Here is a 24870-nt window from a genome sequence, read left to right as displayed (position 1 = left end):
AAAAAATTTGAAACATATTTATGCCAACAATGAGCATAAGCCACAGTTGACTTAAACGATCAAAACAAAGCCAATATCGGCTAAGTAAAAATAAAGCGACAAGAACCCACGTAAGGCCCTCTGACACGACAAATAAAATCCAGCCGTTTTCATGAATATAAGTCACTTTCCTGCTCCTTTCTATTGAAGCTTGTCTTGATACATATGACAAAATTAAGCTTTTCATGCTTGAACAAGAAAGTTCCTCCTGTATCCTTTTAACAAAAAAAAGAAACATGTCTCTTTAAAGCGACATGCTTCTTTGACCCACGCCACTGTAGGCGCTTGTCCTACATGAGGAAATGTGGCTATAATGAATCGTTTTTCAATCATTCGCTATCTCTATAACGATCTCTGTGCATTTCTAATGATAGCTCCTGTAAATACGTTGGAATTTGATTCGGCTTTTCACAATTACTGCAGTAAACATGATTTGCAATCCAAAAGTACTCCCTCATGATGTGCTCTACAATTGGCTTGGGCATTCCACAATGATCACAAAACATAAGATAATCCATTGCTTACCCTCCTTAGCACATGTAAGTTGATTGACATACAACTTTTGCACTTACATTAATTATATTCAATTTATTCATAGATGTATGGGTTTATGTGTAAAAAAACAAAAAAAATGATTAACGATTTACGTTACTACTATTCACTTCCCAATCCATAAAAAAGACTACTGAAAGCATTCCTTTTTCAGTAGTCTCATTTTAGCCTTAATCCCAATCTACACCAATAACCTCTCCTGTATTCGCATCAATATAAACGTCGACATCATCATCTCCGGTTGCATCTTCAATTTCAACTTCATAAACGTACCTTCCCTTTTTAACTTCAAGTTCAATATCATCTATGCTTCCCGAACCAATATATGTTAGGGCGATGTTTCTAGCTTCTTCTATATTGACTTTTACATCTTTTGCGATCGGTGTCTGCAATAAATTATCATCTATTTCTACAATCTCCCCTGTAAATGCATCAATCTCAAGATCATAATCATTTCCTTCAAACTTGATTTCAATCTCATAAAGTAAACGACCATCATCTGAATCAAGTTCCACCTCTTTTACTCTTCCTGGTAAAAGGTCCAATGCAATCGCAACTGCTTGGTCTTCTGTTATTTGAGATGTTACTTCGTGATTATTTAGCCATTTACCTTCAGATTCTTCCACACCCTTTTCAAGAACAATAGCTGATTCATAAGCAATGATTGGGCTGCTTTTTTCTGCAGACGCAACTCCTATTGCTGTTCCACCTGCTATTAGTAAACTTGTACCGAGCACGATCCATTTTTTCATAATTCATTCCTCCTTATCTCATTCAAATTCATCATACCTACTCTTTCTGATAACAGTTGGAGAGGAAAATGAGAATTTCATGAGAAGGAATAGAAGAGAAATCAAAAAGCAACCAGTCTACCTAGTTGCTTCTAATCTTCCCATCTGATCGCAATTACTTCTCCAGTTATCGCATCTATAATAACATCAGCTTCAAGATCTTCTGCTTCTATCTCCACCTCAACCTCATAAACAAGTCGCCCATTTTCTTCATCGAGATCAACATCATCTACTACTCCTTCAACATGAAGAAGTGCTATTCTTTCAGCTTCTGCTTCACCTATAAGAACTTGTTCTTTTTCATGTACCATTGAATTTTCTTGTAAGGAATAGAAAAGGACTTCTCCTGTTTGGGCATCAAGAAGAATTTCACCTGTCCCTTCACCTTGTTGAAATGACAATCGATAAACAGGATTTCCTTCTTGTTCCATAAGCTCCACTTCAAAGATGGTTACTTTATCGCCGAACTCTTGTTGGACAATGTTTCTCAATTCCTGTTGGCTTAGAAGTATTTGTTCCGGAGCACCACCAACGATTGGCTCATTGCCTTCACCAAGTCCTGAGCTAGGCTCTAAAGATAAAATCAATTGATTAAATGGATCGACTTTAATTTCATAATAACGATCTTCAGACAATAAGTGAAGATGATATTGGAGTTGTCCAAACTGTTCGGACTCTTGAATAGAAAGAATTGTTCCCCCATACTGTTCCAGTATCCACTCTTTTACTTCATCTTCATTCATCGTTTCTTGAGTAGGAAGGAGAACAGACATGACAACTACGGAGAAAATACCCAAAGCAACCACAATCAATGCAATATTTTTCCATTTACTCATTATCTTTTCCCTCATCTCTGATCACCTTACGTTGTAAATCTGGAAGTAAGATCGTAAATGTTGTCCCAACCTGTTCTTGACTTTTTACAGTAATTTTTCCACCATGAGCATCGACAATCGTCTTCGCAATGGCTAACCCAAGGCCACTGCCTCCAGTTTTTCGACTTCTTGCTTGATCCACACGAAAAAAACGTTCGAAAATGTGTGGAATGTCTTGATTAGGGATGCCAATCCCACGGTCAGACACTTCAACCTTTACGTAGCCTTCTACTCTTGACAGGATAATTCTCAGTTCATCGCTACTATATTTCAAACCATTTTCTAATAAAATCACTAAGAGTTGTTTCATCTTAGCATCATCCGCCAGTATGATGGTTGGCTCACATGCTTCTACCGTGATTTCTCGCTCATACACTTGTTTTAGCTTTTTGGACGTTTCTTTTGTTAGCAAGCTAAGATCTATTTCTTTTAACTCTAATGATTGATCAAGCTCTCCAGAAGCTAAGGAAAGCATTTGTATGGTAAGTCCTTTCATTCGTTGTGATTCATCATAGATCGCATCAACAGCTTCTTTTAACCTGTCTGGATCAGACATCCCCCAACGTTTTAACATGCGTGAATAACTCTCGATTACGGTTAACGGTGTTCGTAATTCATGTGAAGCATCTGACACAAATTGCTGTTGTTTTTCGTAGTTATTCTCAAGCATTTCGATCATTTTATTAAACGTATGTCCCATTTGGTCCAGCTCGTCATTTGATTTATTTTCTATGTGAATTCGTTGGAAACTACCGCTTTTTCTTATGGATTCCATTGTCTCTGTTAATGATTGTATTGGTTTTACTAACAACTGACTCAACGTTCGACCTGCCAAAAAAGCAGGTACCATAATAAGAAGAGAAGAAATTAGTAACACAATTCTTAATATAGATAAAGTTGATTCATACGTATCCATTCGTTCAACATATTGTAATGTCACAATAGAACCATCATTCCAAATAACGGGAAACCAAGCAATTGCAAATGTTTGGTTATCGTGAAGCATTTGTTCTGTCTGCTGTGCTGTCGTATAGTTTCGAGGTATCGACCGAAAAGATGGATCCTTCGTAATCGTGATTGCCTCGCTATTGTCATTTCGAATAATACGAATCATTCCATCACCCGGCACATAGGCAGTGAGCAATTCTGTTTGCCCTGTAGATAAGCCTCGATCTGGTCGGATTGCTTCCGAAATTGATTGCGCTTGTGCCGTCACACGCTGCAACTCAGCCTCAGAAGTATAATACTTAAATAAAAAGTAAACTCCTCCATTGATAACTAGTAATAAAACAAATAACCAAACTGTAGAAAACCACGCAATTCTTCGAGAAATACTCATATCACGTTTCCTTCATCACATAACCAACTCCACGCACTGTATGAATAAGTGGCTCTGTAAAGGGCTTATCAATTTTCTGTCGCAAATATCGAACATACACATCGACTACGTTTGTATCACCGAAGTAATCAAACCCCCAGACTTTCTCAAGGATTTGTTCTCTGTTTAGAACTTGCTTTTGATGTGTTAAAAGATAGACAAGTAGATCAAACTCACGTGGGGTTAAGTTAATCTCGACCTCGCCTCTTTTCACTTCACGTGTTTGTTCACTGACTGTTAAATTACCCAATGTTATCAGAGACGACATTTGACGGTCTTCTACATTCGAATGCACGCGTAAACATGCTCGTATTCTCGCAAGCAATTCCTCAATCTCAAATGGTTTTGTTATATAATCATTTGCACCCTGATCTAAACCTGTCACCTTATCAACAACCGTATCTCGAGCAGTTAACAAAATAACAGGGGTTTGGTCCTCTAAAGAGCGCATACGTCGCAACACTTCGATGCCACTTAATGAAGGTAGCATCACATCAAGTAATACAAGTGACCATGAATCTGTTGTTATTTTTTCTATTGCCTTTGATCCATCTTCAGCAATGCATGTCGTATAACCTTCATGCTCAAGTTCAAGTTGAATGACTCGAGCAATATTGGCTTCATCTTCAACAATTAAAATTTTTTGTTGTGCCATAAGCATTTCCTTTCAAATAGAACAGAATAATAACGGCGAAAAATCAAATTTATTGTAACACATCCTGTTAAAAGAATAACCCAATCTCCATGCTGAAGTTCAATCTTCTCCAAATTTGTACAAACTTTCCCATACATCTGCAATAAAACTGTAATTAGCCTGTTCTTTGGATTCCAACATTTCATGATAGAATCACCTCAGAAAGTAATAGATTTGGAGGTTCAATTTATGAAAAAGAACATCGTATCAATCGCTACAATTGCTACATTAGTTGGCACTTTAGGTTTTGGAGTAAATGTAGCTGCAGAAGAAGTAACCGTAACTAAAGGAGATACATTATGGTCTATTGCAAATAAACATCAAGTAGAAGTGAATCAGTTAAAGTCTTGGAACAATCTTTCAAGTAATTTGATTCATCCTGGTGATCGTTTACAAGTGACCGAAGAGGAAATAGAGGATGTCAATCCAACCGAACAATACACCATTCAGCCTGGGGATACACTTTCATCCATTTCTAGAAAATTTGATGGTATAACGGTTGCAAACCTTCAAGATTGGAATGAAATTGCTAATCCACATGTAATCGTTGCTGGGACAACTTTAACGATTAACGGGACAAAGGAACAGAAGCAGGAAAACACTTCAACAACAGAAAAAAGTCAATCAAGCAATGAAGAGGTGGCTAAAGAGTTAACGATGACAGCTACGGCCTATACAGCCTCTTGTAATGGTTGTACAGGAATTACCGCTACAGGTTTGAATTTAATAGACAATCCAGACAAAAAAGTGATTTCTGTTGATCCTGTGATGTTATTCCTTTAGGGTCTAACGTGTACGTGGAAGGGTATGTCCATGCCGTAGCAGGAGACACTGGAGGTGCTATTCAAGGGAATAAAATTGATTTATTTATCCCTGATAGACAAGATGCTCTGAATTGGGGCGTTCAAGAAGTGAAGGTTAAAGTCTATAATTAATTTTTGTATAACAAAAAAGGGAACTGAAAAGTAAAAAACGACTTTTCAGTGTTCGATTAAGCTGCAATGGCTCCGCACACTGCTCGCCTGCTACGAGAAACCCGCTCATAGCAGGCTTTTAAAAGAGGCAGTGGCTCCGCGCATTGCTTTAAGGGAACTGAAAAGTAAAAAACGACTTTTCAGTTCCCTTACATTAGATAACCCATTTTTCGATCGCTTTGGCAACCCCATCTTCGTTATTCGTTGTTGTAACCCAATCAGCTGATTCTTTGACGAAAGGTTGAGCATTTCCCATCGCTACTCCGATTCCAGCCTCTTTAATCATAGCTAAATCATTTAAACTATCACCAATTGCTAGAACTTGATCCATCGTAATTCCAATCCGAGCACACACTTTTTGAATGGCATTAGCTTTGTTTACACCTACTGCATTAATCTCAAGATTCGTTGGACTAGAATTTGTGATTTCAAGTTCCTTATTTTTCGATAGTTCTTCTAAAATTAACTTCCTTATTTCATCATCTTTAATGTCAAAACCGAATTTCATCCATTCATGCTTCGTTAAGTCTTCCGGAAACTCTTCTCTCCAAACTTGGTCAACAGAAGCTGCCCAGCAAAATGTTTGATGAGTTTCTTTCAACTTCCACATATTTTCAATGTGCTTTGTATGTAACAAACTTCTTTCCAAAAGTTCTCTTTCATGATTCCAGATTTCACTACCGTTTACGGTGATTAAATAGGAACTAAGCTCTAAAGAATTCACAAGCTCATCACAAGTCATCCTTGTTCTTCCTGTACTAATGACAACATGAACACCTTTTGCTTCCGCTTCTTTGATTGCCTTACGGTTGGCTAAAGAGATTTCATGACGGTTATTAAGAAGGGTTCCGTCCATATCAATGGCAACTAATTTTATTTGCTTTTCCATATTACACCCCTTACCTATTATTGGATATAGTGTACCATGAAAAAAATTTCTGTTAAATAGATGTCAACTTTAACTTTTGTTATTGTTTCTCACAGCTTTCTTTTTTGCGGGAAGTCATTTTTCCCTCCATTACTTTATATAGTAGTAACAGTAAGATTTCATTTTTCTTTAAAAATGAAAGGGAGTGGGAATACCATGCGTGTAAAGGTATTGGAGCCTATTTATGCAGAGAGTGCAAGTGTTTTAGTGAACAAAGCAAGTGAGTTTTCTGAAACAATCTTAATTAAAAAAGGACATTGGGAAATTGATGCTAAAAGTTTGTTAGGTTTAATAGCTATTTCCCTAAAACCTAATCAAGAAATTGAGTTAACAGTTAGTGATAGTCACAGTACAGCGGGAATTGAAGCATTGCTTTCCACTGGTTATTTTGAAAAAATATAAAAAGAAGAACCAATTCCATTTCAAACGGAATTGGTTCTTCTACTACTTACTTAAATACCTTTAAAAGCTAATTTATACACTTCCGTAAATTCACTTACCAATGGGAGCTTTGGATTTGCTGTAGTACATTGATCTTCAAAAGCACGTTCTGCGAGATATTCAACCTTACTCTCAAAGACTTTCTCATCAACACCGTTTTCTTTAATGCTCATCGGAATATCCATCTCTTTTGCAAGCTTAACAATCGCTTGAACGAGACTCTCTACCCCTTCTTCTGTCGTATTCGCCGGCAACCCATGGATTCTCGCAATTTCAGCATAGCGTTTATCCGCAACAAAATGCTCGTATTTAGGGAATGTAGCAAACTTAGTCGGCTTTTTCGCATTATAACGAATAACATGCGGCATTAAAATGGTATTTGAACGCCCATGGGCTATATGAAACTCCGCCCCTAGTTTGTGTGCCAAACTATGGTTGATTCCAAGAAACGCATTAGCAAAAGCCATACCCGCTATCGTTGAGGCATTATGCATTTTTTCCCTTGCCACCTCATCATTCCCTTTTTCGTATGCACGAGGTAAATATTCAAAAACAAGTTGAATTACTTTAATCGCCAGTCCATCTGTGTAATCATTTGCCATAACAGACACATATGCTTCAATCGCATGGGTTAAAACATCCATTCCCGTATCCGCTGTGACATGTTTGGGAACAGTCATGACAAATTGCGGATCAATGATGGCAACATCTGGTGTTAATTCATAATCTGCTAGGGGATATTTAATGTTCTGATTTTTGTCTGTAATAACATAGAAAGATGTTACTTCAGATCCTGTTCCAGAAGTAGTTGGAATCGCAACAAACTGTGCTTTTTCACATTAGAAGAAACTGAGTTCTTCCCGTAAGAACCACAGCCTAATGTGAGTGATGGCAAGAAGGCATTATAAATATCACCAATGGCACCTTGAGAAGATGGAGCATTAACAATGATTCGGCATGCTTTCATTCTCAATCCATACTGACGAATAAGGTCTTCATCATTCGTATGAATGACAGCTGAATGACCCAGTCCGCCGAATTCAAGCATCTCTTCTGCTCTTTTCATACCTTCTTCGGTTGTCCGCACACGGTAGCACGCCAGTACAGGACTAAGTTTTTCTCTAGATAACGGATATTGTGGTCCAACACCTTTTAATTCAGCTAGTAATATTTTTGTATCCTCTGGTACCGTAACACCAGCGAGATTAGCAATAAAAGCAGCAGATTTACCAACAATATCCGCATTTACCGCACACGTTGTTTCATTGATAACCAGCTCTCTACTTTTGCTCGTTCTTTGTCATTTAAGAAATAACACTTATTTGCTATCAGTTCTCGTTTTGCTTCTTCATAAATGTCATGATCGATAATGACAGCTTGTTCAGATGCACAAATCATACCATTATCAAACGTTTTTGATAAAATTAGGTCGTTTACTGCACGTTTCACATTAGCTGTTTTCTCAATGTAACAAGGAACGTTTCCAGGTCCGACTCCTAACGCAGGTTTCCCTGTACTGTAAGCAGACTTCACCATTCCAGCCCCACCCGTCGCTAACACCAATGCTGTTTTTTCATGATTCTCAGTGCTTTCGTTGCTTCTACAGATGGAGTTTCAATCCATTGAATACAATGTTCAGGTGCTCCAGCCAAAATCGCTGCATCTCTCAAAATACGAGCTGCTTCGCTGCTGCATTTTTGAGCAGATGGATGAAAAGCAAAAACGATTGGGTTTCTTGTTTTAATCGAAATTAGAGCTTTAAACATCGTTGTGGACGTTGGATTCGTAACTGGTGTTACTCCTGCTATGACACCAACTGGCTCTGCAATTTCAATACAACCATCTTTAAAACCCTCCTATTCTATTGTGAAACATTTCACATGTTTTACTTTAAAAAAAGTTACGCACACACTGGATTTCGTGGAATTTTCGTAACGGAGATATCTGCAATCATTCGTGTGCCTTTTTTGATCATACACACATAGTTAACCGTCCAGACGTATGCTGGAATTTGTTCATCACCTTCAAACATCATTGCTTGAAATTCATCATTCACTAGCTCTTCGAAATCAGCTTGTGTGTAGGTCTCGGTATCTGTTTGAAAATCTATCCATTTGCATAAAATCATCTCTTAACCTCCTATCGCTCTTTCTATATTTACCTTTCTACATGTATCTTACTGCAGCTTCTAAAAAAAATGTGACATTACGCACAAAAAATTAAATCATCTAAAAAATTTTTTTGTAGGCAAAGGCCCTGTCGTTTGACTCACATACACATAGAGTATGTAGTGTATTTATTTAGACAAATGAACAAAAAGAGGAGCGCTACATGATGAATCCATATAATTTTAGCCATTTTAAACAACCATATGACACTCGATCTTATCCTACTAACTTATATAGACAACCAGCATTAGAAGCAAGGGTTACTCAATTGGAAAATCAAATTCAACAACAAATAGCTGAACTAACTCGACAAAACCAAGAAATTCAACGACTAAATACAGAAATTCAACGAATCAATGAAGAAATTACTCGGTTAAACCAAAATGACGAACGTCAATTTGAACGAATGACAAGGTTAAATCAACGCTTACGAAATGTTGAGTCAACACTTGAGATTCCATATCAAGCAATGGAGGATGGTTTTTAATAACCGAGGCATTGAAAAAAGGCGATTTTCACCTTTTTCTATGGCCTTCACAAAGAGGCAGAGGGGACCCCACAGTCGCAGTCGCAGAGGCACCTCCTTAGCGGAAAATGAGTGGCAAAAGCGCAATGGAATAAACAGAAAAATCACCAGCATCCTAAGAATGGATGCTGGTGATTTGCATTATGCTACTTTGTTTACATCTTCATCAATTTCAAAGTTTGCTTCTGCTCGGTTCAATTTCAATTTATAAGCAAATAACGCAAGGATAATAATTGTTCCAACAGTAGCAGCCACATACGCTGTTGACATCGGTAATCCAAAACCGATAGGGGCACTAAAAATAAATGTTAAAGAGACCATTGTCATAAATATTGCTGGAATCGTTGCTACCCAATGAAATTTATATTGAATCGCTAAATACATAGCACCAACAAATAACGCAATTCCACTTATTGCAGCATTCGTGACACCAAAGTATCTCCATAACAATGTAAAGTCCATTGTCGTAAGAATAAATGAGATTACGAATAACGGCAAGGCAATCCATAAACGACTTGTGATTTTCAACTGTGGAACTTTAATATAATCAGCTATAATCATTCGAGCCGAACGGAAAGCTGTGTCTCCAGATGTAATAGGAAGAACAATAACACCTAGTACCGCTAACGTTCCACCAATGGCACCAAGTAACGTGAAGGCAACTTCACTAACAACTAGACCTGCACCACCTTGGTCAATAAGGGCAGCTAAATCAGTTCCGTAGAAAAGACTCATCGCAGCAGCAGCCCAGATCATGGCAATAATCCCTTCAACAATCATCATTCCATAAAATACTTTACGTCCATTTTGTTCATTTTGAAGTGTTCTTGAAATAATCGGTGATTGTGTTGCATGAAACCCAGAAATCGCTCCACAAGCAATTGTAATCATAAGAATTGGAAAGATTGCTGTTCCAGCTGGATGCATATTCTCAAGAGTTAATTCTGGAATTGGTGCACCAGTGAAGATTAGCATTCCGCCAATTCCAACAGCACTAATTACTAATAGCGCTCCTAATATCGGATAAACTTTACCAATAATTTTATCAACAGGAAGCATCGTTGCTAAAATATAATAAGCAAAAATGACGGCCGTAATAATTCCTAATGCAATGACTCCATCCATTAAGTTGAACAATAATCCCGCTGGAGCTGTTACGAAAACGGTTCCAACAAGAAGTAATAAAAGAACAGCAATCGCATTCACAATATGTTTCATTGGTTTTCCTAAAAACTTACCGGCTAACTGAGGCAAATGCGCTCCCTTGTTCCGAATAGAAATCATACCTGTTAGATAGTCATGAACGGCACCTGCAAAAATACAACCAACAACTATCCAGATAAACGCTACTGGACCGTAAAGCGCTCCCATAATTGGACCGAAGATCGGACCTACACCCGCAATATTTAGTAGTTGAATTAACGAGTTTCGATTTGTCCCCATTGGGATATAATCAACCCCGTCTTTCATGCTATAAGCTGGAGTAGGTCTCGCTTCTTTAACACCAAACATCTTTTCAATGACTTTCCCATAAGTGAAATAAGCTATAATTAAAAGGGCAATGGATACTAAAAATGTAATCATAAAAACACCTCTTTCCTTTTTGAATACGCTTTCATTATAGCTAATTTATTATTTTTTGTGTTTATTTTGTGACAACGTGTATAAATATCTCCTTATCATGTTCATTTTTTTGACTCAAATGCATGATTGGGACCTTTGTTCATTTCACTAAGCTGACACATTTACAATTCAAGCCGTTGCCTTAGTGCTTTTACATAATTACGACTTACAGGTATTTCATCTTTCTGTCCAAACACTTTTAATTGAAAAGCCCCATTAAACCACGGAATCAGTTCTTCAACCATATCTAAATTCACTAAATAACTTTTATGGATACGAAAGAATGGATACCCCTTCAACTTTTCTTCTAAATCTTTAATAGGCAATTTCAAACTATATTTTTTGTCTACTGTACAAATCACTGATTCTCGTTCTTCCCTGAATATATAGGTAATCGATTCCGGAGAGAGGTATACAATTCGACCGTTCTCTTCCACAGCTAATTTTCCTTTTCCAATAGGCCCCTCTTTTTGTCGGGTAACATCCAAACGAGATCGAATACGTTCGATCAATTCCGCTATTTGAAGTTCATCAAATGGCTTTACTAAATAGTCTAATGCTTGAACACGGAATGCATTTACAGCATAATTTGAATAAGCCGTAGCAAAAATAATAAGAGGGGGACGTTTCATGTTTTGTAATGCCTTGGCCATTTCGAGCCCTGACATTTGTGGCATCTCAATATCAACAAACACAACGTCAGGCTCTTTTCTCATAATGATCTCTAATCCTTTTTCACCTGAGTCCGCTTCCCCAATAATATCAATATCTTTATAAAGTTGTAACAAGTAATGCAATTCATCGCGACTGTACGGTTCATCATCAATAATAATGACTTTAATATTCGCTTTCATAAAACTCTCTCCTATCCTTAAATTGGTATTACAAACGAGATCGTCGTTCCTTTTTCTTCCTCACTTTTTATCACTAAGGAAGACTCGGTTCCATACATCATTTCTAGCCGACGATTAATATTGTATAAACCAATCCCTGTTCCATTTTCTGAGTGAACATTCTCCTTGCCTACTATTTTTAATCGTTCAGGTTTGATTCCTTTGCCATTATCATGAATTCGTAACGTAACGACTTTCTCGGCTCTGCTTATTTCAATTAAGATATAACTATCATGTTGTAACTGCTTTAAGCCATGTTTAATGGCATTTTCAACAATTGGTTGTAACGTCATTGGTGGTATCTTAGCTGATAAAGCCTCTGGGTCAATCTTGTAACGAACAGACAATTTATCAGAAAAACGAGTTTGTTCAATTTCTAAATATGCTTTTACATGTTTGAGTTCTTCGTCTAACGTAGTTTCGATAGCTGTTGTTCCTGCTAAATTTTGTCTAAAATAATGTGAGAGTGAAATTAATAACTTTCTAGCTTTCATTGGATCAGTCCGAACAAGAGCAACAATTGTATTTAAAGCATTAAATAAAAAATGAGGGCTGACTTGAGCTTGCAGTGCTTTTATTTCTGCCTGCTTTGCAAGTTCTAAATGTCGATCCACTTCCGACAGTTCAAGCTGATGACTGAGCAATGTTGACAGACCTTTACTTAATTCAATGGTTGTTGGCGACAAACCCTTTTCTGATCTATAGTAAAATTTTAATGTTCCTATTGTTTGGTCTTTGATTTTTAGCGGTGCAATAATAGCAGCCTGCAGGGAGCATTTTTCCATCGGACAGGCAATTTCTTCCTTGCTCGCAATCACCAATTTCCCTTCTGACAAGACCCTTAATGTTGCGCTTGTCTGCACTTTTTGATTAGGTGCGTGATGATCCTCGCCTACGCCCACAAAAGCAAGAATTTTTTCATTATCTGTAATTGAAACAGCATCAACACGTAATTCATTTAAAAGTATTTGGCATGTAGGCAAAGCGGATTGTTTCGAAAGTCCTTTTCGTAAATATTTCAATGTTAAATCAGCTAATTTCAATGCCTTTTGTGCTTGGATTGACCCCATTTTTTCTTCTTCTTGTACAACGTTTCTAATAATCAAAATAAAGATAGCAGCACCTATTCCATTTGCTATGATCATCGGGATACCAATATCTTGAACTAAAAGCATCGATTGATGAAACGGACGAGCGATCAGCAGAATAATCCCCATTTGGACTGCTTCGGCAAGCATGCCAACAATCAAAGCGGTTTGTAAAGAAATAATCCGGTTGTTTTTATTTTGTTTATAAAAATAGCCAGCGATTGCCCCGGCAATAATTGTCGATAGTCCACAGGCAAAACCTGTAAAACCACCTAATAAATAGCGATGTGTTCCTGCAATTATTCCTGCACCTACTCCTACTTTCCACCCTCCTAACAAGCCGGCTACTACAACTCCAATTACTCGAGAATTGGCAATGGCTTCGCCTTCACCTAAATCAATGATCCACCGAAAATAGGTGGCCTGTTCAGGATTCACTTTTACACCTGTATATGTACCAATAATTCCAAATAGCCCAAAAATAATAATGACACTAACCTTTGACTTAGTGGACATTTGGCGTCGTTCAATTAAATGCCGAATAAATTTAAAACGTGTCATCACAAAGGCTACAGTTACGATAATTCCTAGTCTTTCCAGCATAACTAAAATTAGTTCCCACATAGGCTTTTCTCCTAAATCGGTAATGGATATACAAATCGCAAACAATCCCTCATAACAGTTCCATAGGAATAGGCAAATGAGAGTTGTACATTTAGTTTACAGGAAAGACGGATTCAATAACAATATTGAACATCACTGCTCTTAGGACAACTCTCTTTAAACGTGTTTCATTCTAAGAATAAACGGCGGTCGTCCTTCTGACTAGTTAATCTTAAAGTAGAAGAGTTCCCCTTATTTGTAATAGATAAGGGGAACTCTTCTTTCTTACATATTATTTCAACAGCGTCATAACGGTTTCTAATAATACATTTGCTCCTTGTTCGCATTCTTCCCATGACGTTTCCTCTTCTTCGCAATGACTTTTTCCATTTTTGCTCGGAGCAAACAGCATAACAGATGGGGCAATTTTATTAATAAACTGCGCGTCATGTCCTGCTCCGCTAATCATCCTTTTATAAGAATACCCTAATGCACTTGCAGAATTCTCAAGAAGTGTGACTAACTTTTCATCAAACCAAACCGTGTCACGTGACCACATTTTGGTTAATTGCACTTGGCAATCTCCTTCATTCATTATCGCTTCAGCTTGTTTTCTTATAAGCTCTTCTACGTCGTCTATCACCTCAGCATCCTTATGACGTGCCTCTAAAGAAAAGACAACTTTATTTGGAATGACTGTATGAATATTTGGCTTCACATTTACTCGACCAACTGTGTACACAAGATCTTGCTCAAGTTTATTTAACTCAGTACGAATGTTTTGAATAAAATCATTCATTGCAAATAGAGCATCTTTTCTCATCGGCATTGGTGTCGTACCAGCATGGTCTGATTCCCCTGTTATCTCAATCTCATAACAAACCATTCCCATTACAGCTTCAACGACCCCAATCGCTAATCCTTCACTTTCTAAAACAGGTCCTTGTTCAATATGAAGTTCTAAAAATGCCGTTGCTTCTTCCAGCCGGTTTCGAATATCACCAGCATACCCGCTCGCCTGCAACGCTTCCTCAAACGTGATCCCATTAGAATCTTTTTTCTTCAGCATTTCTTGTTTATCAAATTTCCCCGAAAGCACACCAGATGCCATCATAGATGGTTCAAATCTTGCTCCTTCCTCATTTGTCACATTTATAATCGTAATCGGGATTCTCGGAGTAATGTTATGATCAACAAGTGTTCTAACCACTTCTAATCCTGCTAATACACCTAATACTCCGTCAAAACGTCCTCCTTTTTTTACAGAATCTAAATGAGAGCCTATGACAATTGGTGGTTTGTCTTCTATTCCTGGAAGAGTTGCATAGATGGATCCCATGTCATCCACCTTAACGTTCATGCCAAGCTCTTCACAACAAGTACAAAAGTAATCTCGTGCCAGTCGGTCTTCCTCAGAAAGAGCTAAACGTGTTACCCCATTGTTTTGGGTTCGGCCGAAATCAGCAAATGTTTCTAATTCTTTTTTTAGCCTGCCTCCATTTACTAATAGCTTTTGCGTTTGCATTCAATCGCTCCTTCTTATAGAATTTCCATATCACTTTTTCTAACTACTTTAAACTTCCCTTTCATTCTATCGATTCCTTTTCAAACAAACATGTACTTCGTAAAGATTTGTTACACGCTTTTTTCTTTTCCACTGAACATAGAAAACCATAATGGCTCTTTTATCCATGACTGGTTAAGAGATTCCTATTCTTATGTAATATTAAGGTTGTCAAACAGAAAAAAGCCGATTAAAGAGAAGCGTCTCATCAATCGGTTTCGAAATATGGATATTTATTTGTTTTCATTCATCATTTTTCCAATCGTATCGTAATTTAGAGCACTTGGGTCCTTCGTTATTGCCTCAACAATTTGATCTTCTTGTGCTTTGCTTACGTTTTTATTTGCCGCTTTTGCTACATCTTTTATTAAATTCCGTACTGTTGTTTCATCACGAAAATTAGCATTCTGAACTGAATTAGCGATTCTTAGAACTTCACTCATTTTTACTCCTGTCTTCTTCTCAATTTTTTGAAAAAGAAGATTACCTAGCACATTCATTTCCTCCCCATCACCAAATTTTTTTTATAAATAACTGCCCCAATCGTATGAAACGATTGGGGTCACATCCTTCATCTACAACGTCATATTAGTAACCTACATATGACGCTCCGATAATTACTAACAAGATGAACAATACAACGATTAACGCAAAGCCACCTCCGTGTGCAAATCCTGCCATGCTTAACACCTCCTTCGCGTCAACTCAAATAGCAATTCTTAACTGCTATTCTTGGTTACTATATGCAAATGATTTTTAACGTGTTTGGGTGAATGTATTGTTTTTATTGAATTTAAAAATTTTATCTCATCTCTGTTACTAGCCCTTTCACTATATGGGTTTCATCATAGACTACTATAAGAAGATATTGGAGGGCACTGAAAAAGGTTCGTTTGTACTTTTTTCAGTGGCTTCAAGATATTGTTAGGAGGGAGTTGAATGCACTTCACTTATACAGCATTGGGAGATTCCTTGACTGTTGGAGTCGGTGCTTTATTGTCTTCTGGTTTTGTGAAACGTTATGCAAAAATGATTGAGACGACATATCAAATTCCCGTATCTTTACGTATTAAAGCAAAACCAGGAATGAATTCGAGTCAATTGTTACAAACTCTTTCATCGAGCCACATAAAAAAAGCCATTGCACAAGCGGATCTAATCACAATTACAATTGGGGGAAATGATTTACTTCAGGCCTATCGAAACAAGAACCAACCACATGCACTCGAACAAAGTGTTCATTTGTTTGTTTATAATCTCAGCCAAATTTTACAAAAAATCGCGTTGATCAAATCCTTTTCTCCAAGGCCATACAAAGTTCAATTAATTGGTTTATATAATCCCATTCCCTTTCATCCTTATAGTGCTTATTTTGTTCAGAAATTTAATCACGTTTTAAGACGCTTTTCTTCTGGACCCGTTAGCTATGTAGATGTTTATGATCCATTTCAATCGAATGGTACAAAGTTACTTGCAGGGGACTTTCATCCAAATAACAGAGGATATCAAATTATTGCCAACCGGGCTTTTTGGGATTTTATGCAGCCTAAAAAATAAAAAAAAGATAGCTGAGGATGATAAGTTCCTCAGCTATCTTTTGTGTAAATTTGGATACTAGCTTAAATAGCTAAATCCGGTTCCACCTCCCATTAAAACCAAAATAGTCCTCTTGGTCTTGGTGGATGCTCATCTTTTTTATCCTCAACAGGTTCAGCCTTTCTTGGCATTCCAAATAATAATTGAGTCCAAGGGTCAACAACCGGCTTTTTTTCAGGCCCTTTTTTATCATCAACTGGTTTTTCAGGCTTTTTATCTTCCTCTACTGGCTTCTTTTTCTCCGGGATAGGCTTTTTCTTATCCTCTGGTTTTTTATCTTCAATTGGCTTTTTATCTTCAATTGGTTTTTTGTCTTCTGGTTTTTTGTCTTCTGGTTTCTTATCAACGGGCTTTTTCACATCTTTAATCGGTTTTGTAGGCTTTGGCTCTTTCGTATCTTTTAGTTCTTGCAGAGGCATTGGCTCCGTTCGATCAGCTAGCGGTTGCAATTGGCTTAACGACTTTTTCTTTTCTGTCATTCAAATCTCCTCCAAAGTTTTTTCGTTATGGTACTACATTATGGAGAAAAGACAGAGAATGATTGGGTATATGAGTATTTTTTTATAAAATCATAATGCTATCTAATGTATGGAAAAACCGCTTTGATTGAAAAGTTGGTATTCCGCCTCTTTACTTAATTGTATAAAATCTTGAACTTTCATGTTTACTTCTTCTTCAAGTGAATTTATGCCTAATATAGGTTGATTTTCATACTCACTAACAAGCCAAGTCGCAAGACCGCTTGGTGAACGTAAAATATTAAATGAAGTAATAACATGTTCAACATTAATAGATTCTAGTAATCTTAATGCTTTTTCTATTTCTAGAAAAGCAGCCTGTTCTTCTATTATCCAAGTGGCTTCTATTGTGTCTAATATCTCTTGCATCGTCTCTTTTGTTGTCATATCAAACTGTTCTCTTAATGGCAGCTGATCAAGTAGATTAGAAAAAGCACCATCACCTAACATGATCGTTTTCGGATCCATTTCATCAATCATAAAATAGCCAATAAATGCAGTTGGGAGAAAAATATATTGTAAAAAGCCAGCTACTGCTTTTATATCTGGAAAAAGTAAACGTAAGGATTCTTGTTGGCCGGAGTGTATATTTAAAATTTGTCCTACAAATATTAAATCATTTTGTTTGTAAATTTGGGTTGCTGGCGAAAGCCATTGTTCTCCACTTTTCGCTTTTGCCTTCCAATATTCAGCATATCTGTATTTGCTCATTGTGCACCTACTTCCTAATGATATGACAAAAAGGCAGTCCTTTCTTAGCTGTTAGGACTACTCAATGATGTCAAAGTTCATGTATATAGACCATCTTTATTTATTAACCAATTTTCAAAATTTTAAACATAATTAGGAAAAATAGATACATAGAGGCCTTACAAAGGTAGAAAACGAGGAGTGTAGCAACAAATAATTTTCATAATATTTTTTCATTATAGCAAACAGATCTTTTATTCGACAACAAGTAATTTTTTGTTGCTTCTAATAAAAATAAATACTCAAAAAGAGCTGCAACTAGGCAAGTAACCTCTTTTTGAGTAAAGTAAGTCTTTTATCATCTTACGCATCTCTCATCCAATCTTCCTCTACAAATTCCCGATTCATATGAACACCCGTCTCATATCCTTCACTTGCTGCACCTATTAAACCCGTAAAGCGTTTAGCTGCATCTCCGATAATATATAGTCCAGCGATTTTGGTTTTGCCATGTTCTTTCGTTTCGAATGACCCATTTTTAGTTAATGGTACACCCAATTTTTCAGGTAGGAAGGTTGCTTGTTCTGCACCGGTATTTACAAGAAAAGCAGCCTTTCTTTGTATGGTTTCGCCGTCAACAAAAGCCACTTCTTTTAATAAACCTTCATCAGAAGAAATTTCTTTGATCTCAGTCTCAATAATCCGAACGTCACGATTCATTACCTCTTTTTTCTCTTTTTCCGTTAAAGCAGCTGGTCCATGAGTCATCACAACTAGATCTCTACTCCAGTTATAAATTAAACGAATGGAGTGAATGAGATCCTTCTGGTTACCGATAATCGCAAGAGGCTGATCTCGGTGTTCCCAGCCATCACAATATGGACATGAAAAAATGGATTTGCCATACGTTTCTTTAAGCCCTGGAATAGTTGGCAAATGTTCTTTTAGTCCTGTTGCAAAAATTAGCTTTCGGCTAGAAATAACTACACCGCTTGTAGTAGTTGTTTTAAACCGGTTTTGATCCTTTTCGACACTTTGAACGAGATCGTTGATCATCGTAACGTTTTCATACTTTTGCATTTGCTCATGAGCAATAGCACGAAGCTCAAACGGCTTAATCCCATCTCGTGTCAAAAAACCATGTGATTCATACGTAACTTCGTTTCTGGGATGACCAGAATCAACTAAAACAACACTTCTACATGATCTGCCAAGGACCAAAGCTGCACTTAATCCGCCTGGTCCTCCTCCGACAATTGCGACATCCACTGTTCGATGTTCCATTGTATCTGCTCCTTCCTCTGCTAAAATTTCCAAATAAAAAAGGCAGACCTAGTCTGCCCTCTTCTTTCCCTTATTACTCTTCATCCCAAACTTTTACTTCTTTCATTGTGTCACCTTGTTTAATACGATACACTGAATCAAGACCTTCTACAACTTGTCCAAAAACCGTATGAACACCATCTAAATGTGGTTGTGGCTCATGTACGATGAAAAATTGACTTCCACCTGTATCTTTTCCTGCATGTGCCATTGAAAGAGATCCAGCTACATGCTTATGCGGGTTTCCTGCTGTTTCACATTTGATTGTGTAACCCGGACCACCTGTACCATTGCCAACTGGGCATCCACCTTGCGCAACAAAGCCTGGAATAACACGGTGGAATGTTAATCCATTATAAAAACCTTCATTCGCTAGTTTTTCAAAGTTTTCAACATGTCCTGGTGCTGCTTCTGGATAAAATTCAATTACTAACTTTTCTCCATTTTCAAACGAAATAGAACCTTTTTTCATATGTATAGCCTCCAATTTGATTAGATTCACCTTATTGTACACGATTCAGATTGGAATGTGAAATTGAATGACCAAAACAATAAAGACTGATTTCATTTTTAGAAACCAGCCCTTCTCGTTGTTATTTTGTAATTTTTTTAACCATTGGCAAATCTAAGCGAATTAAATCCTCATAACGTTCACGCTTAATGACTTCATATGCTTCTCCATCCTCAACAAACACAACAGCCGGACGTGGAATTCGATTATAGTTATTTGCCATCGCATATCCATAAGCACCTGTGCAAAAAACGGCTAATATATCTTCGTGGTTTGCTTTAGGTAAAGGCAAATCCCAAATGAGCATATCTCCACTTTCACAACATTTACCCGCAATAGAGAAGGTTTCTGTTGCTTCCTCATTCGCACGGTTAGCGAGAACTCCTTCATATTCAGCTTGGTATAATGCCGGGCGTAAGTTGTCACTCATTCCACCATCAACGGCCAGATAGTCGCGGACGTTCGGAATATGTTTTTTGGAACCGATTGAATAAAGAGTTGTTCCAGCATCCCCAACAAGTGAGCGACCTGGTTCAATCCAAATTTCAGGCATCGTTAAACCGGATTCTAAAGCCTTCTTCTTTACAACTTCAATCATTTTCGTTACATACTCACCAGCTGGAAGTGGTGTATCTCCCTCAATATAACGAATTCCAAAACCACCACCAAGATTTAACACAGAAGGGATAAAATTAAAACGATCTTTCCATTCGACAATTAGTTCAAACATCTTCTCAACAGCCATAACAAAGCCAGTAGTTTCAAAGATTTGCGAGCCAATATGACTATGAATGCCTAATAGATTTACCCATTCATCTTCCTTTGCAAGCTTAACAGCATCATGAACTTGACCACTTACAAGATCAAATCCAAACTTCGAATCTTCTTGTCCTGTTGAGATATAATCATGTGTATGAGCTTCTACCCCCGGAGTAATTCTTAACAGAATGTTCATCGTAAATTTGTTTTCTTTACAAATACGACTTAACTCTTGTAACTCATAGAAATTATCAACAACAACACAACCAATTTTAGCATCAACCGCCATTTGCAGTTCAGCCATGCTTTTGTTATTTCCATGAAAATGAACGCGCTCCATCGGAAATCCAGCTTTTAATGCTGTATATAGTTCCCCACCAGAGACAACATCCAAACTCAAACCTAATTCCTCTGCAAGCTGAAACATCGCTACACAGCTGAAAGCCTTACTTGCATACGCTACTTGATATGGCACATTCTCTTTTTTAAACGCTTGTTGAAATTGCTCAGCACGCTCGCGGATTAAGGCAATATCATACACGAATAGAGGTGTACCAAATTGATTCGCTAACTCTACTGTATTAACGCCACCAATTTCTAGATGACCTTGTTCATTTATTTGACTAGTTCCATGTGTATACATCTATGGTCTCTCCTTCTTCTTAGCAAAAACATTTCCTATAAAAAAGCAGCCAATGTACTACACCAGCTGCTTAAACATGCGTACTGCTTCCCCATTACGATATGCAATGACAAAAGTTAGTTTCATAGCAATTATCTAATTTAAGTGAAATTAGACAGCTAAATTTAAAAATAAAAATGAATGAATATACTTTATCATAATAGCAATGTTTGATCAAGAGTACGGGCAAAACCTACTTTAATAAACTAAGTAGGTTCGGCCCCCTTTCTCTATTCTGTTTTTTGCTTAATTGGATCTTGTGGATGAACTATTCTTGGACGGAACCTCATTGATGGTACAGAAGATCGAATAAGAATATGCCAAGCTGCTGGTGGATCGAATGGAAGAAATGGCCATAAATAAGGCTTGGCAAATGTTTTAATTACAGCCAATCCTAATATAAACAACGTAGTCCCTACTATAAAACCAGGCGCCTTAAAGATTGCTACAATTATAATTAAAAACATTCTTGTTGCTCTTAAAGCAACGCCTAGTTCATAACTTGGTGTTGCAAACATTCCAATTGCTCCTATTGCCACATACAATATGACTTCCGGAGTAAAATATCCGACTTGTATCGCAATCTCCCCAATTAAGAGAGCAGCTACTAACCCTAATGCAGTTGCAAGTGGGGATGGTGTATGAATGGCTGCCATTCGGAGCAACTCTATTCCTAGTTCGGCAAACACAATTTGCAGGAAAACAGGTATGTTATTCGGTTCATTTAGACCTATAAAATCCAGGCCAGCTGGTAATAGCGATGGTTGCATGACCATCAATAACCAAAAAGGTAAAACTAATAATGAAAAGATGATGCCAATAAATCGTGTCCATCTTAAGAACGTTCCAATCATAGGAGCCTGTCTATATTCCTCCGCATGTTGGACATGATGAAAAAACGTCGTTGGTGTAATAATAACACTTGGTGACGTATCAACCATGATTAATACATGTCCTTCAAGTAAATGATTAGCCGCTACGTCAGGTCGTTCTGTATACCTTACTAAAGGGAAAGGATTAAATCCTTGCTTTACTAAGTACTCTTCAACTATTTTATCAGCCATCGAAATACCATCAATATTAATGGCTTCTAACTCTTTCTTCAAAATCTCTACCATCTTCGGATCTGCAACCCCATCAACATAGGAAATACAAATATCCGTTTTTGAACGTTCTCCTACTTGCATAATTTCATTCCGTAAATTTTCATCCCGAATCCGTCTGCGTGTAAGAGCCGTGTTTAAGATTATATTTTCTGTGTAACCATCGCGCGAACCCCGAACGACCCTCTCTGTATCGGGTTCTTCAGGACCACGTCCAGGATAGCTACGAACATCAATAACAAGAGCTTGGTCTTCCCCTTCAATTAGAATAAAAACAAGTCCCGAAAGCATTTTAGTAATGGAATCTTCAAGTGTATCCGAATACTCGACTTGCACATGTGGCAAATGGTTTCGAATAGCCATTTTCACATTTGTTGTCTCATTTTTCCGATCTCTGGCATCTAACTCCATTAACTCTTTGAGCAATTCGATAATGTATTGAATATCACATAAACCATTTACAAAATACATCTGGATATGCTTATCCAATATCGTAAATGTTCGTATCCCAACGTCAAATGACGTACCAAAACCGAGTCGTTTCTTTATCTCTGCTTCATTTTCAACAATCTTACGTGATATCGGGGTCTCTTTTTTTTCATGTACTTGACTCATGATATCCGCTCCGTTCCAAAATAATTTCAACTGCTTGTTTCGTTATTGGCGCTCCTTTTTTTAACGTATCAAATCCAGCCATTTTTCCTATGTCACCAACACCTACTACAACAGGAATATTAAGCTCATCCAATATATAAACTGTATCGCCATTTATTCTGCCAATTTCCAAATCTGGTATACCTTCTTTATCTACTCCATATTCTGTTAAATGTCCATAGCGATCGACGCTTACATCAACATGCGTCCATTCACTAGAATGAGTCGAGGAAGCGACTGCAATCGCACCTAATACGTCAATTTTCGGATGAGTCGCAACATAATGCATGGCCTTTTCGCCAATCCCTTCATCACGCTGTCCACAATCATCAAACATGACTAAAACCGGATCATATGGGGTTGTCAAAATGAGAGAGACAATTTCCTCTCCACTAATCGGAGTTGGATTCCCATATGAGTAACTAATACATCTTCCACCTATTTCTTTCGCAACAAATTCGACAACTTGTTTTGCATGTTCATCGCCATCTGTTATGAGGATAACTTTTCGTCTCTCCATTTTGTTCACCCCTTTGGTTTAAAAAACATCGCTACTAAAAAACTAAATAAAATGGTCGAAGAAATTCCGACTGACGTTACTTCAAAAACCCCCATACCAATACCAAAAAATCCATATCGATCGCCTTCTGACATAGCCCCGTGTACAAGAGAATGACCAAAGCTTGTAATCGGAACCGTTGCACCGGCCCCTGCAAAATCAATGAGTCGATCATACAAATGAAACCCATCAAGGAGAGCACCCGCTACAACAAGAGTACAAAGTGTATGAGTAGGAGACAACTTGCCAATATCCATTAACATTTGCCCAAAGAAACAAATGATTCCCCCTACAACAAAAGCTGCAACATATTCAAACATGTTTTACTCCTCCCGTTCAAAAGCAACAGCATGAGCAATACTAGGAATCGACTCTTTTTGTTGAATCATTAATGGACTTAATAATGCTCCTGTTGCGACTACAAGCATTCGGTTAATGTTTCCTCGTTTCATTTCTTTAAATAAATGACCAAACGTGACAACGGCCGGGCAGGCTGCTCCGCTTCCTCCTGAGAAAACAGGCTGTTCTTGATGGTAGATCATGATTCCACAATCTTCATAACGTTCTAGTGTGATTCCTCTATCTTGTACTAGCTTACGCAAAATTCCACTTCCTACACGAGACAAATCTCCTGTCACGATGACATCATAATAAGATTGATCACGTCCTGTTTCCCTCAGATGAGTCACAATGGTATCAGCCGCAGCAGGAGCCATCGCTGAACCCATATCAAAAGGCTGTTTAATTCCGTAGTCTTTAACTTTTCCGATCGTAGCATCTGTTACTTTTATAGATGATTGCTTTTTCCCAACTACAACGGCTCCAGCACCGGTTACCGTAAAAGTGGAAGAATCAGGACGTTGCCCCGCGAATTCAGTAGGATAACGAAATTGGCGCTCTGCTGTCGCATTATGACTACTCACTGCTGTTAATGTATAATTAGCGACACCTGAATCAACAAACAAAGATGAAAGTGCTAGCCCCTCCATTACAGTGGCGCAGGCTGAAAAAAGACCAAAGTAAGGTACGTCAAGCTCACGAGCATAATAATTAGATGTCACGATTTGATTTAGCAAATCACCAGCAAAAAAATAATCCATTTCCTCGCTTTTTTTCTCGGCGTTCTTCAATGCCGTTTCGACTGCATCCTGCATTAACTTTCGCTCTGCTAACTCCCAGTTATCTTGGTCTGCATATAAATTGTTATAAGTAACATCAAAATAACTGCCGAGGGGACCTTTTAATTCTTCCGGACCAACTGCCGTCCCCGTCCCTTGTATATAGACAGGTTGATCAAAATGCCATGTTTGTTTCCCTCGTCTCTGCAACTTAAACACG

25 protein-coding genes and 2 pseudogenes are annotated in these 24870 nt (G+C 37.7%); 4 read left to right on the top strand and 23 right to left on the bottom strand.

Translation table 11 applies throughout. The annotated features are described in order from the left end of the window. Nucleotides 1-368: 368 nt before the first annotated feature. From JCM9140_RS06620 to JCM9140_RS06600, 5 genes are all read right to left on the bottom strand, one after another. The gene (locus JCM9140_RS06620; protein ID WP_034744032.1) at nt 369-557 is read right to left on the bottom strand and encodes a hypothetical protein; all 189 of its coding nucleotides are present in this window, start codon (nt 555-557) and stop codon (nt 369-371) included. Between the two features lie 204 nt (nt 558-761). Then, nucleotides 762-1343: a PepSY domain-containing protein gene (locus JCM9140_RS06615; RefSeq protein WP_052002110.1), complete on the bottom strand. Its 582-nt coding sequence runs from the start codon at nt 1341-1343 to the stop codon at nt 762-764. 131 nt (nt 1344-1474) lie between these two features. Then, nucleotides 1475-2218 carry a PepSY domain-containing protein gene (locus tag JCM9140_RS06610; protein WP_034744029.1) on the bottom strand — a complete coding sequence of 248 codons (744 nt, stop codon included), beginning with the start codon at nt 2216-2218 and terminating at the stop codon, nt 1475-1477. Beyond that, the gene (locus JCM9140_RS06605) at nt 2211-3596 is read right to left on the bottom strand and encodes a sensor histidine kinase (RefSeq protein WP_034744028.1); all 1386 of its coding nucleotides are present in this window, start codon (nt 3594-3596) and stop codon (nt 2211-2213) included. Before JCM9140_RS06605 ends, JCM9140_RS06610 begins: the two co-directional genes overlap by 8 nt. Before the next feature lies 1 nt (nt 3597). Next, nucleotides 3598-4290: a response regulator transcription factor gene (locus JCM9140_RS06600; protein ID WP_034744025.1), complete on the bottom strand. Its 693-nt coding sequence runs from the start codon at nt 4288-4290 to the stop codon at nt 3598-3600. Nucleotides 4291-4518: 228 nt separating this feature from the next. On the opposite strand from JCM9140_RS06600, the pseudogene JCM9140_RS06590 reads away from it, so the two are divergent. Further along, nucleotides 4519-5264: pseudogene (locus tag JCM9140_RS06590) on the top strand (3D domain-containing protein). 193 nt (nt 5265-5457) lie between these two features. On the opposite strand, the gene JCM9140_RS06585 reads toward JCM9140_RS06590, so the two are convergent. Then, on the bottom strand, nt 5458-6192 hold the full coding sequence (locus tag JCM9140_RS06585) for a Cof-type HAD-IIB family hydrolase (RefSeq protein WP_034744021.1): 735 nt from the start codon (nt 6190-6192) through the stop codon (nt 5458-5460). A 195-nt stretch (nt 6193-6387) separates the two neighbouring features. Here JCM9140_RS06585 and JCM9140_RS06580 point away from each other — a divergent pair, with 195 nt between their 5' ends. Continuing rightward, a complete protein-coding gene (locus JCM9140_RS06580) occupies nt 6388-6633 on the top strand; it encodes an HPr family phosphocarrier protein (RefSeq protein ID WP_034744019.1) in 246 nt (81 codons plus the stop codon). A gap of 50 nt (nt 6634-6683) precedes the next feature. Here the strand turns inward: JCM9140_RS06580 and JCM9140_RS23045 are convergent. Together JCM9140_RS23045 and JCM9140_RS06570 are read right to left on the bottom strand one after the other, a co-directional pair. After that, nucleotides 6684-8507 (bottom strand): annotated as a pseudogene (locus JCM9140_RS23045) (aldehyde dehydrogenase family protein); the annotation flags it as partial. 65 nt (nt 8508-8572) lie between these two features. Next, nucleotides 8573-8800 carry a hypothetical protein gene (locus tag JCM9140_RS06570; RefSeq protein ID WP_034744016.1) on the bottom strand — a complete coding sequence of 76 codons (228 nt, stop codon included), beginning with the start codon at nt 8798-8800 and terminating at the stop codon, nt 8573-8575. Between the two features lie 203 nt (nt 8801-9003). Between JCM9140_RS06570 and JCM9140_RS06565 the strand changes: the two genes are divergently transcribed. Next, complete coding sequence (locus JCM9140_RS06565) at nt 9004-9327, top strand: hypothetical protein (protein ID WP_156314817.1); 324 nt, start codon at nt 9004-9006, stop codon at nt 9325-9327. 180 nt (nt 9328-9507) lie between these two features. Here JCM9140_RS06565 and JCM9140_RS06560 read toward each other — a convergent pair whose 3' ends face one another. The 6 genes from JCM9140_RS06560 to JCM9140_RS23040 form a co-directional block, all read right to left on the bottom strand. Then, nucleotides 9508-10950 carry a carbon starvation CstA family protein gene (locus JCM9140_RS06560; RefSeq protein ID WP_034744014.1) on the bottom strand — a complete coding sequence of 481 codons (1443 nt, stop codon included), beginning with the start codon at nt 10948-10950 and terminating at the stop codon, nt 9508-9510. 161 nt (nt 10951-11111) lie between these two features. Beyond that, nucleotides 11112-11843 (bottom strand): LytR/AlgR family response regulator transcription factor, encoded by a 732-nt coding sequence (locus tag JCM9140_RS06555; protein WP_034744011.1) that lies wholly within the window; start codon nt 11841-11843, stop codon nt 11112-11114. A 17-nt stretch (nt 11844-11860) separates the two neighbouring features. Next, complete coding sequence (locus JCM9140_RS06550) at nt 11861-13594, bottom strand: sensor histidine kinase (protein ID WP_034744010.1); 1734 nt, start codon at nt 13592-13594, stop codon at nt 11861-11863. Between the two features lie 271 nt (nt 13595-13865). Continuing rightward, nucleotides 13866-15098, bottom strand: coding sequence for a Zn-dependent hydrolase (locus tag JCM9140_RS06545; protein ID WP_034744007.1), 1233 nt, complete (start codon nt 15096-15098; stop codon nt 13866-13868). A 272-nt stretch (nt 15099-15370) separates the two neighbouring features. Then, nucleotides 15371-15631 (bottom strand): stage VI sporulation protein F, encoded by a 261-nt coding sequence (locus tag JCM9140_RS06540; RefSeq protein ID WP_268870553.1) that lies wholly within the window; start codon nt 15629-15631, stop codon nt 15371-15373. 94 nt (nt 15632-15725) lie between these two features. Continuing rightward, complete coding sequence (locus tag JCM9140_RS23040; RefSeq protein ID WP_156314816.1) at nt 15726-15818, bottom strand: YjcZ family sporulation protein; 93 nt, start codon at nt 15816-15818, stop codon at nt 15726-15728. A 258-nt stretch (nt 15819-16076) separates the two neighbouring features. Between JCM9140_RS23040 and JCM9140_RS06535 the strand changes: the two genes are divergently transcribed. Then, nucleotides 16077-16694, top strand: a complete 618-nt coding sequence (locus JCM9140_RS06535; RefSeq protein WP_034744001.1) for a GDSL-type esterase/lipase family protein — start codon at nt 16077-16079, stop codon at nt 16692-16694. Nucleotides 16695-16786: 92 nt separating this feature from the next. Here the strand turns inward: JCM9140_RS06535 and JCM9140_RS06530 are convergent, their stop codons facing one another. From JCM9140_RS06530 to spoVAD, 9 genes are all read right to left on the bottom strand, one after another. Continuing rightward, a complete protein-coding gene (locus JCM9140_RS06530; RefSeq protein ID WP_034743999.1) occupies nt 16787-17212 on the bottom strand; it encodes a hypothetical protein in 426 nt (141 codons plus the stop codon). Nucleotides 17213-17314: 102 nt separating this feature from the next. Beyond that, nucleotides 17315-17962, bottom strand: coding sequence for a hypothetical protein (locus JCM9140_RS06525; protein WP_034743996.1), 648 nt, complete (start codon nt 17960-17962; stop codon nt 17315-17317). 342 nt (nt 17963-18304) lie between these two features. Further along, on the bottom strand, nt 18305-19225 hold the full coding sequence (locus JCM9140_RS06520) for an NAD(P)/FAD-dependent oxidoreductase (RefSeq protein ID WP_034744044.1): 921 nt from the start codon (nt 19223-19225) through the stop codon (nt 18305-18307). Nucleotides 19226-19298: 73 nt separating this feature from the next. Further along, nucleotides 19299-19736: a peptidylprolyl isomerase gene (locus JCM9140_RS06515; RefSeq protein ID WP_034743994.1), complete on the bottom strand. Its 438-nt coding sequence runs from the start codon at nt 19734-19736 to the stop codon at nt 19299-19301. Nucleotides 19737-19857: 121 nt separating this feature from the next. Continuing rightward, on the bottom strand, nt 19858-21177 hold the full coding sequence (gene lysA, locus JCM9140_RS06510) for a diaminopimelate decarboxylase (protein WP_034743991.1): 1320 nt from the start codon (nt 21175-21177) through the stop codon (nt 19858-19860). A 269-nt stretch (nt 21178-21446) separates the two neighbouring features. Continuing rightward, nucleotides 21447-22934: a spore germination protein gene (locus JCM9140_RS06505; protein WP_034743989.1), complete on the bottom strand. Its 1488-nt coding sequence runs from the start codon at nt 22932-22934 to the stop codon at nt 21447-21449. Beyond that, nucleotides 22918-23493 (bottom strand): stage V sporulation protein SpoVABEA, encoded by a 576-nt coding sequence (spoVAEA, locus tag JCM9140_RS06500; RefSeq protein WP_034743987.1) that lies wholly within the window; start codon nt 23491-23493, stop codon nt 22918-22920. The genes JCM9140_RS06505 and spoVAEA overlap by 17 nt, the downstream gene beginning before the upstream one ends. A 5-nt stretch (nt 23494-23498) precedes the next feature. Continuing rightward, the gene (gene spoVAE / locus JCM9140_RS06495) at nt 23499-23852 is read right to left on the bottom strand and encodes a stage V sporulation protein AE (RefSeq protein WP_034743985.1); all 354 of its coding nucleotides are present in this window, start codon (nt 23850-23852) and stop codon (nt 23499-23501) included. A gap of 3 nt (nt 23853-23855) precedes the next feature. Beyond that, nucleotides 23856-24860 carry a stage V sporulation protein AD gene (gene spoVAD / locus JCM9140_RS06490; protein ID WP_034743983.1) on the bottom strand — a complete coding sequence of 335 codons (1005 nt, stop codon included), beginning with the start codon at nt 24858-24860 and terminating at the stop codon, nt 23856-23858. Nucleotides 24861-24870 lie beyond the last annotated feature (10 nt).

The organism is Halalkalibacter wakoensis JCM 9140, from assembly GCF_000513095.1.
GTDB classification, from domain to species: domain Bacteria; phylum Bacillota; class Bacilli; order Bacillales; family Bacillaceae_D; genus Halalkalibacter; species Halalkalibacter wakoensis.
This window is presented reverse-complemented; position numbering and strand designations above follow the sequence as displayed.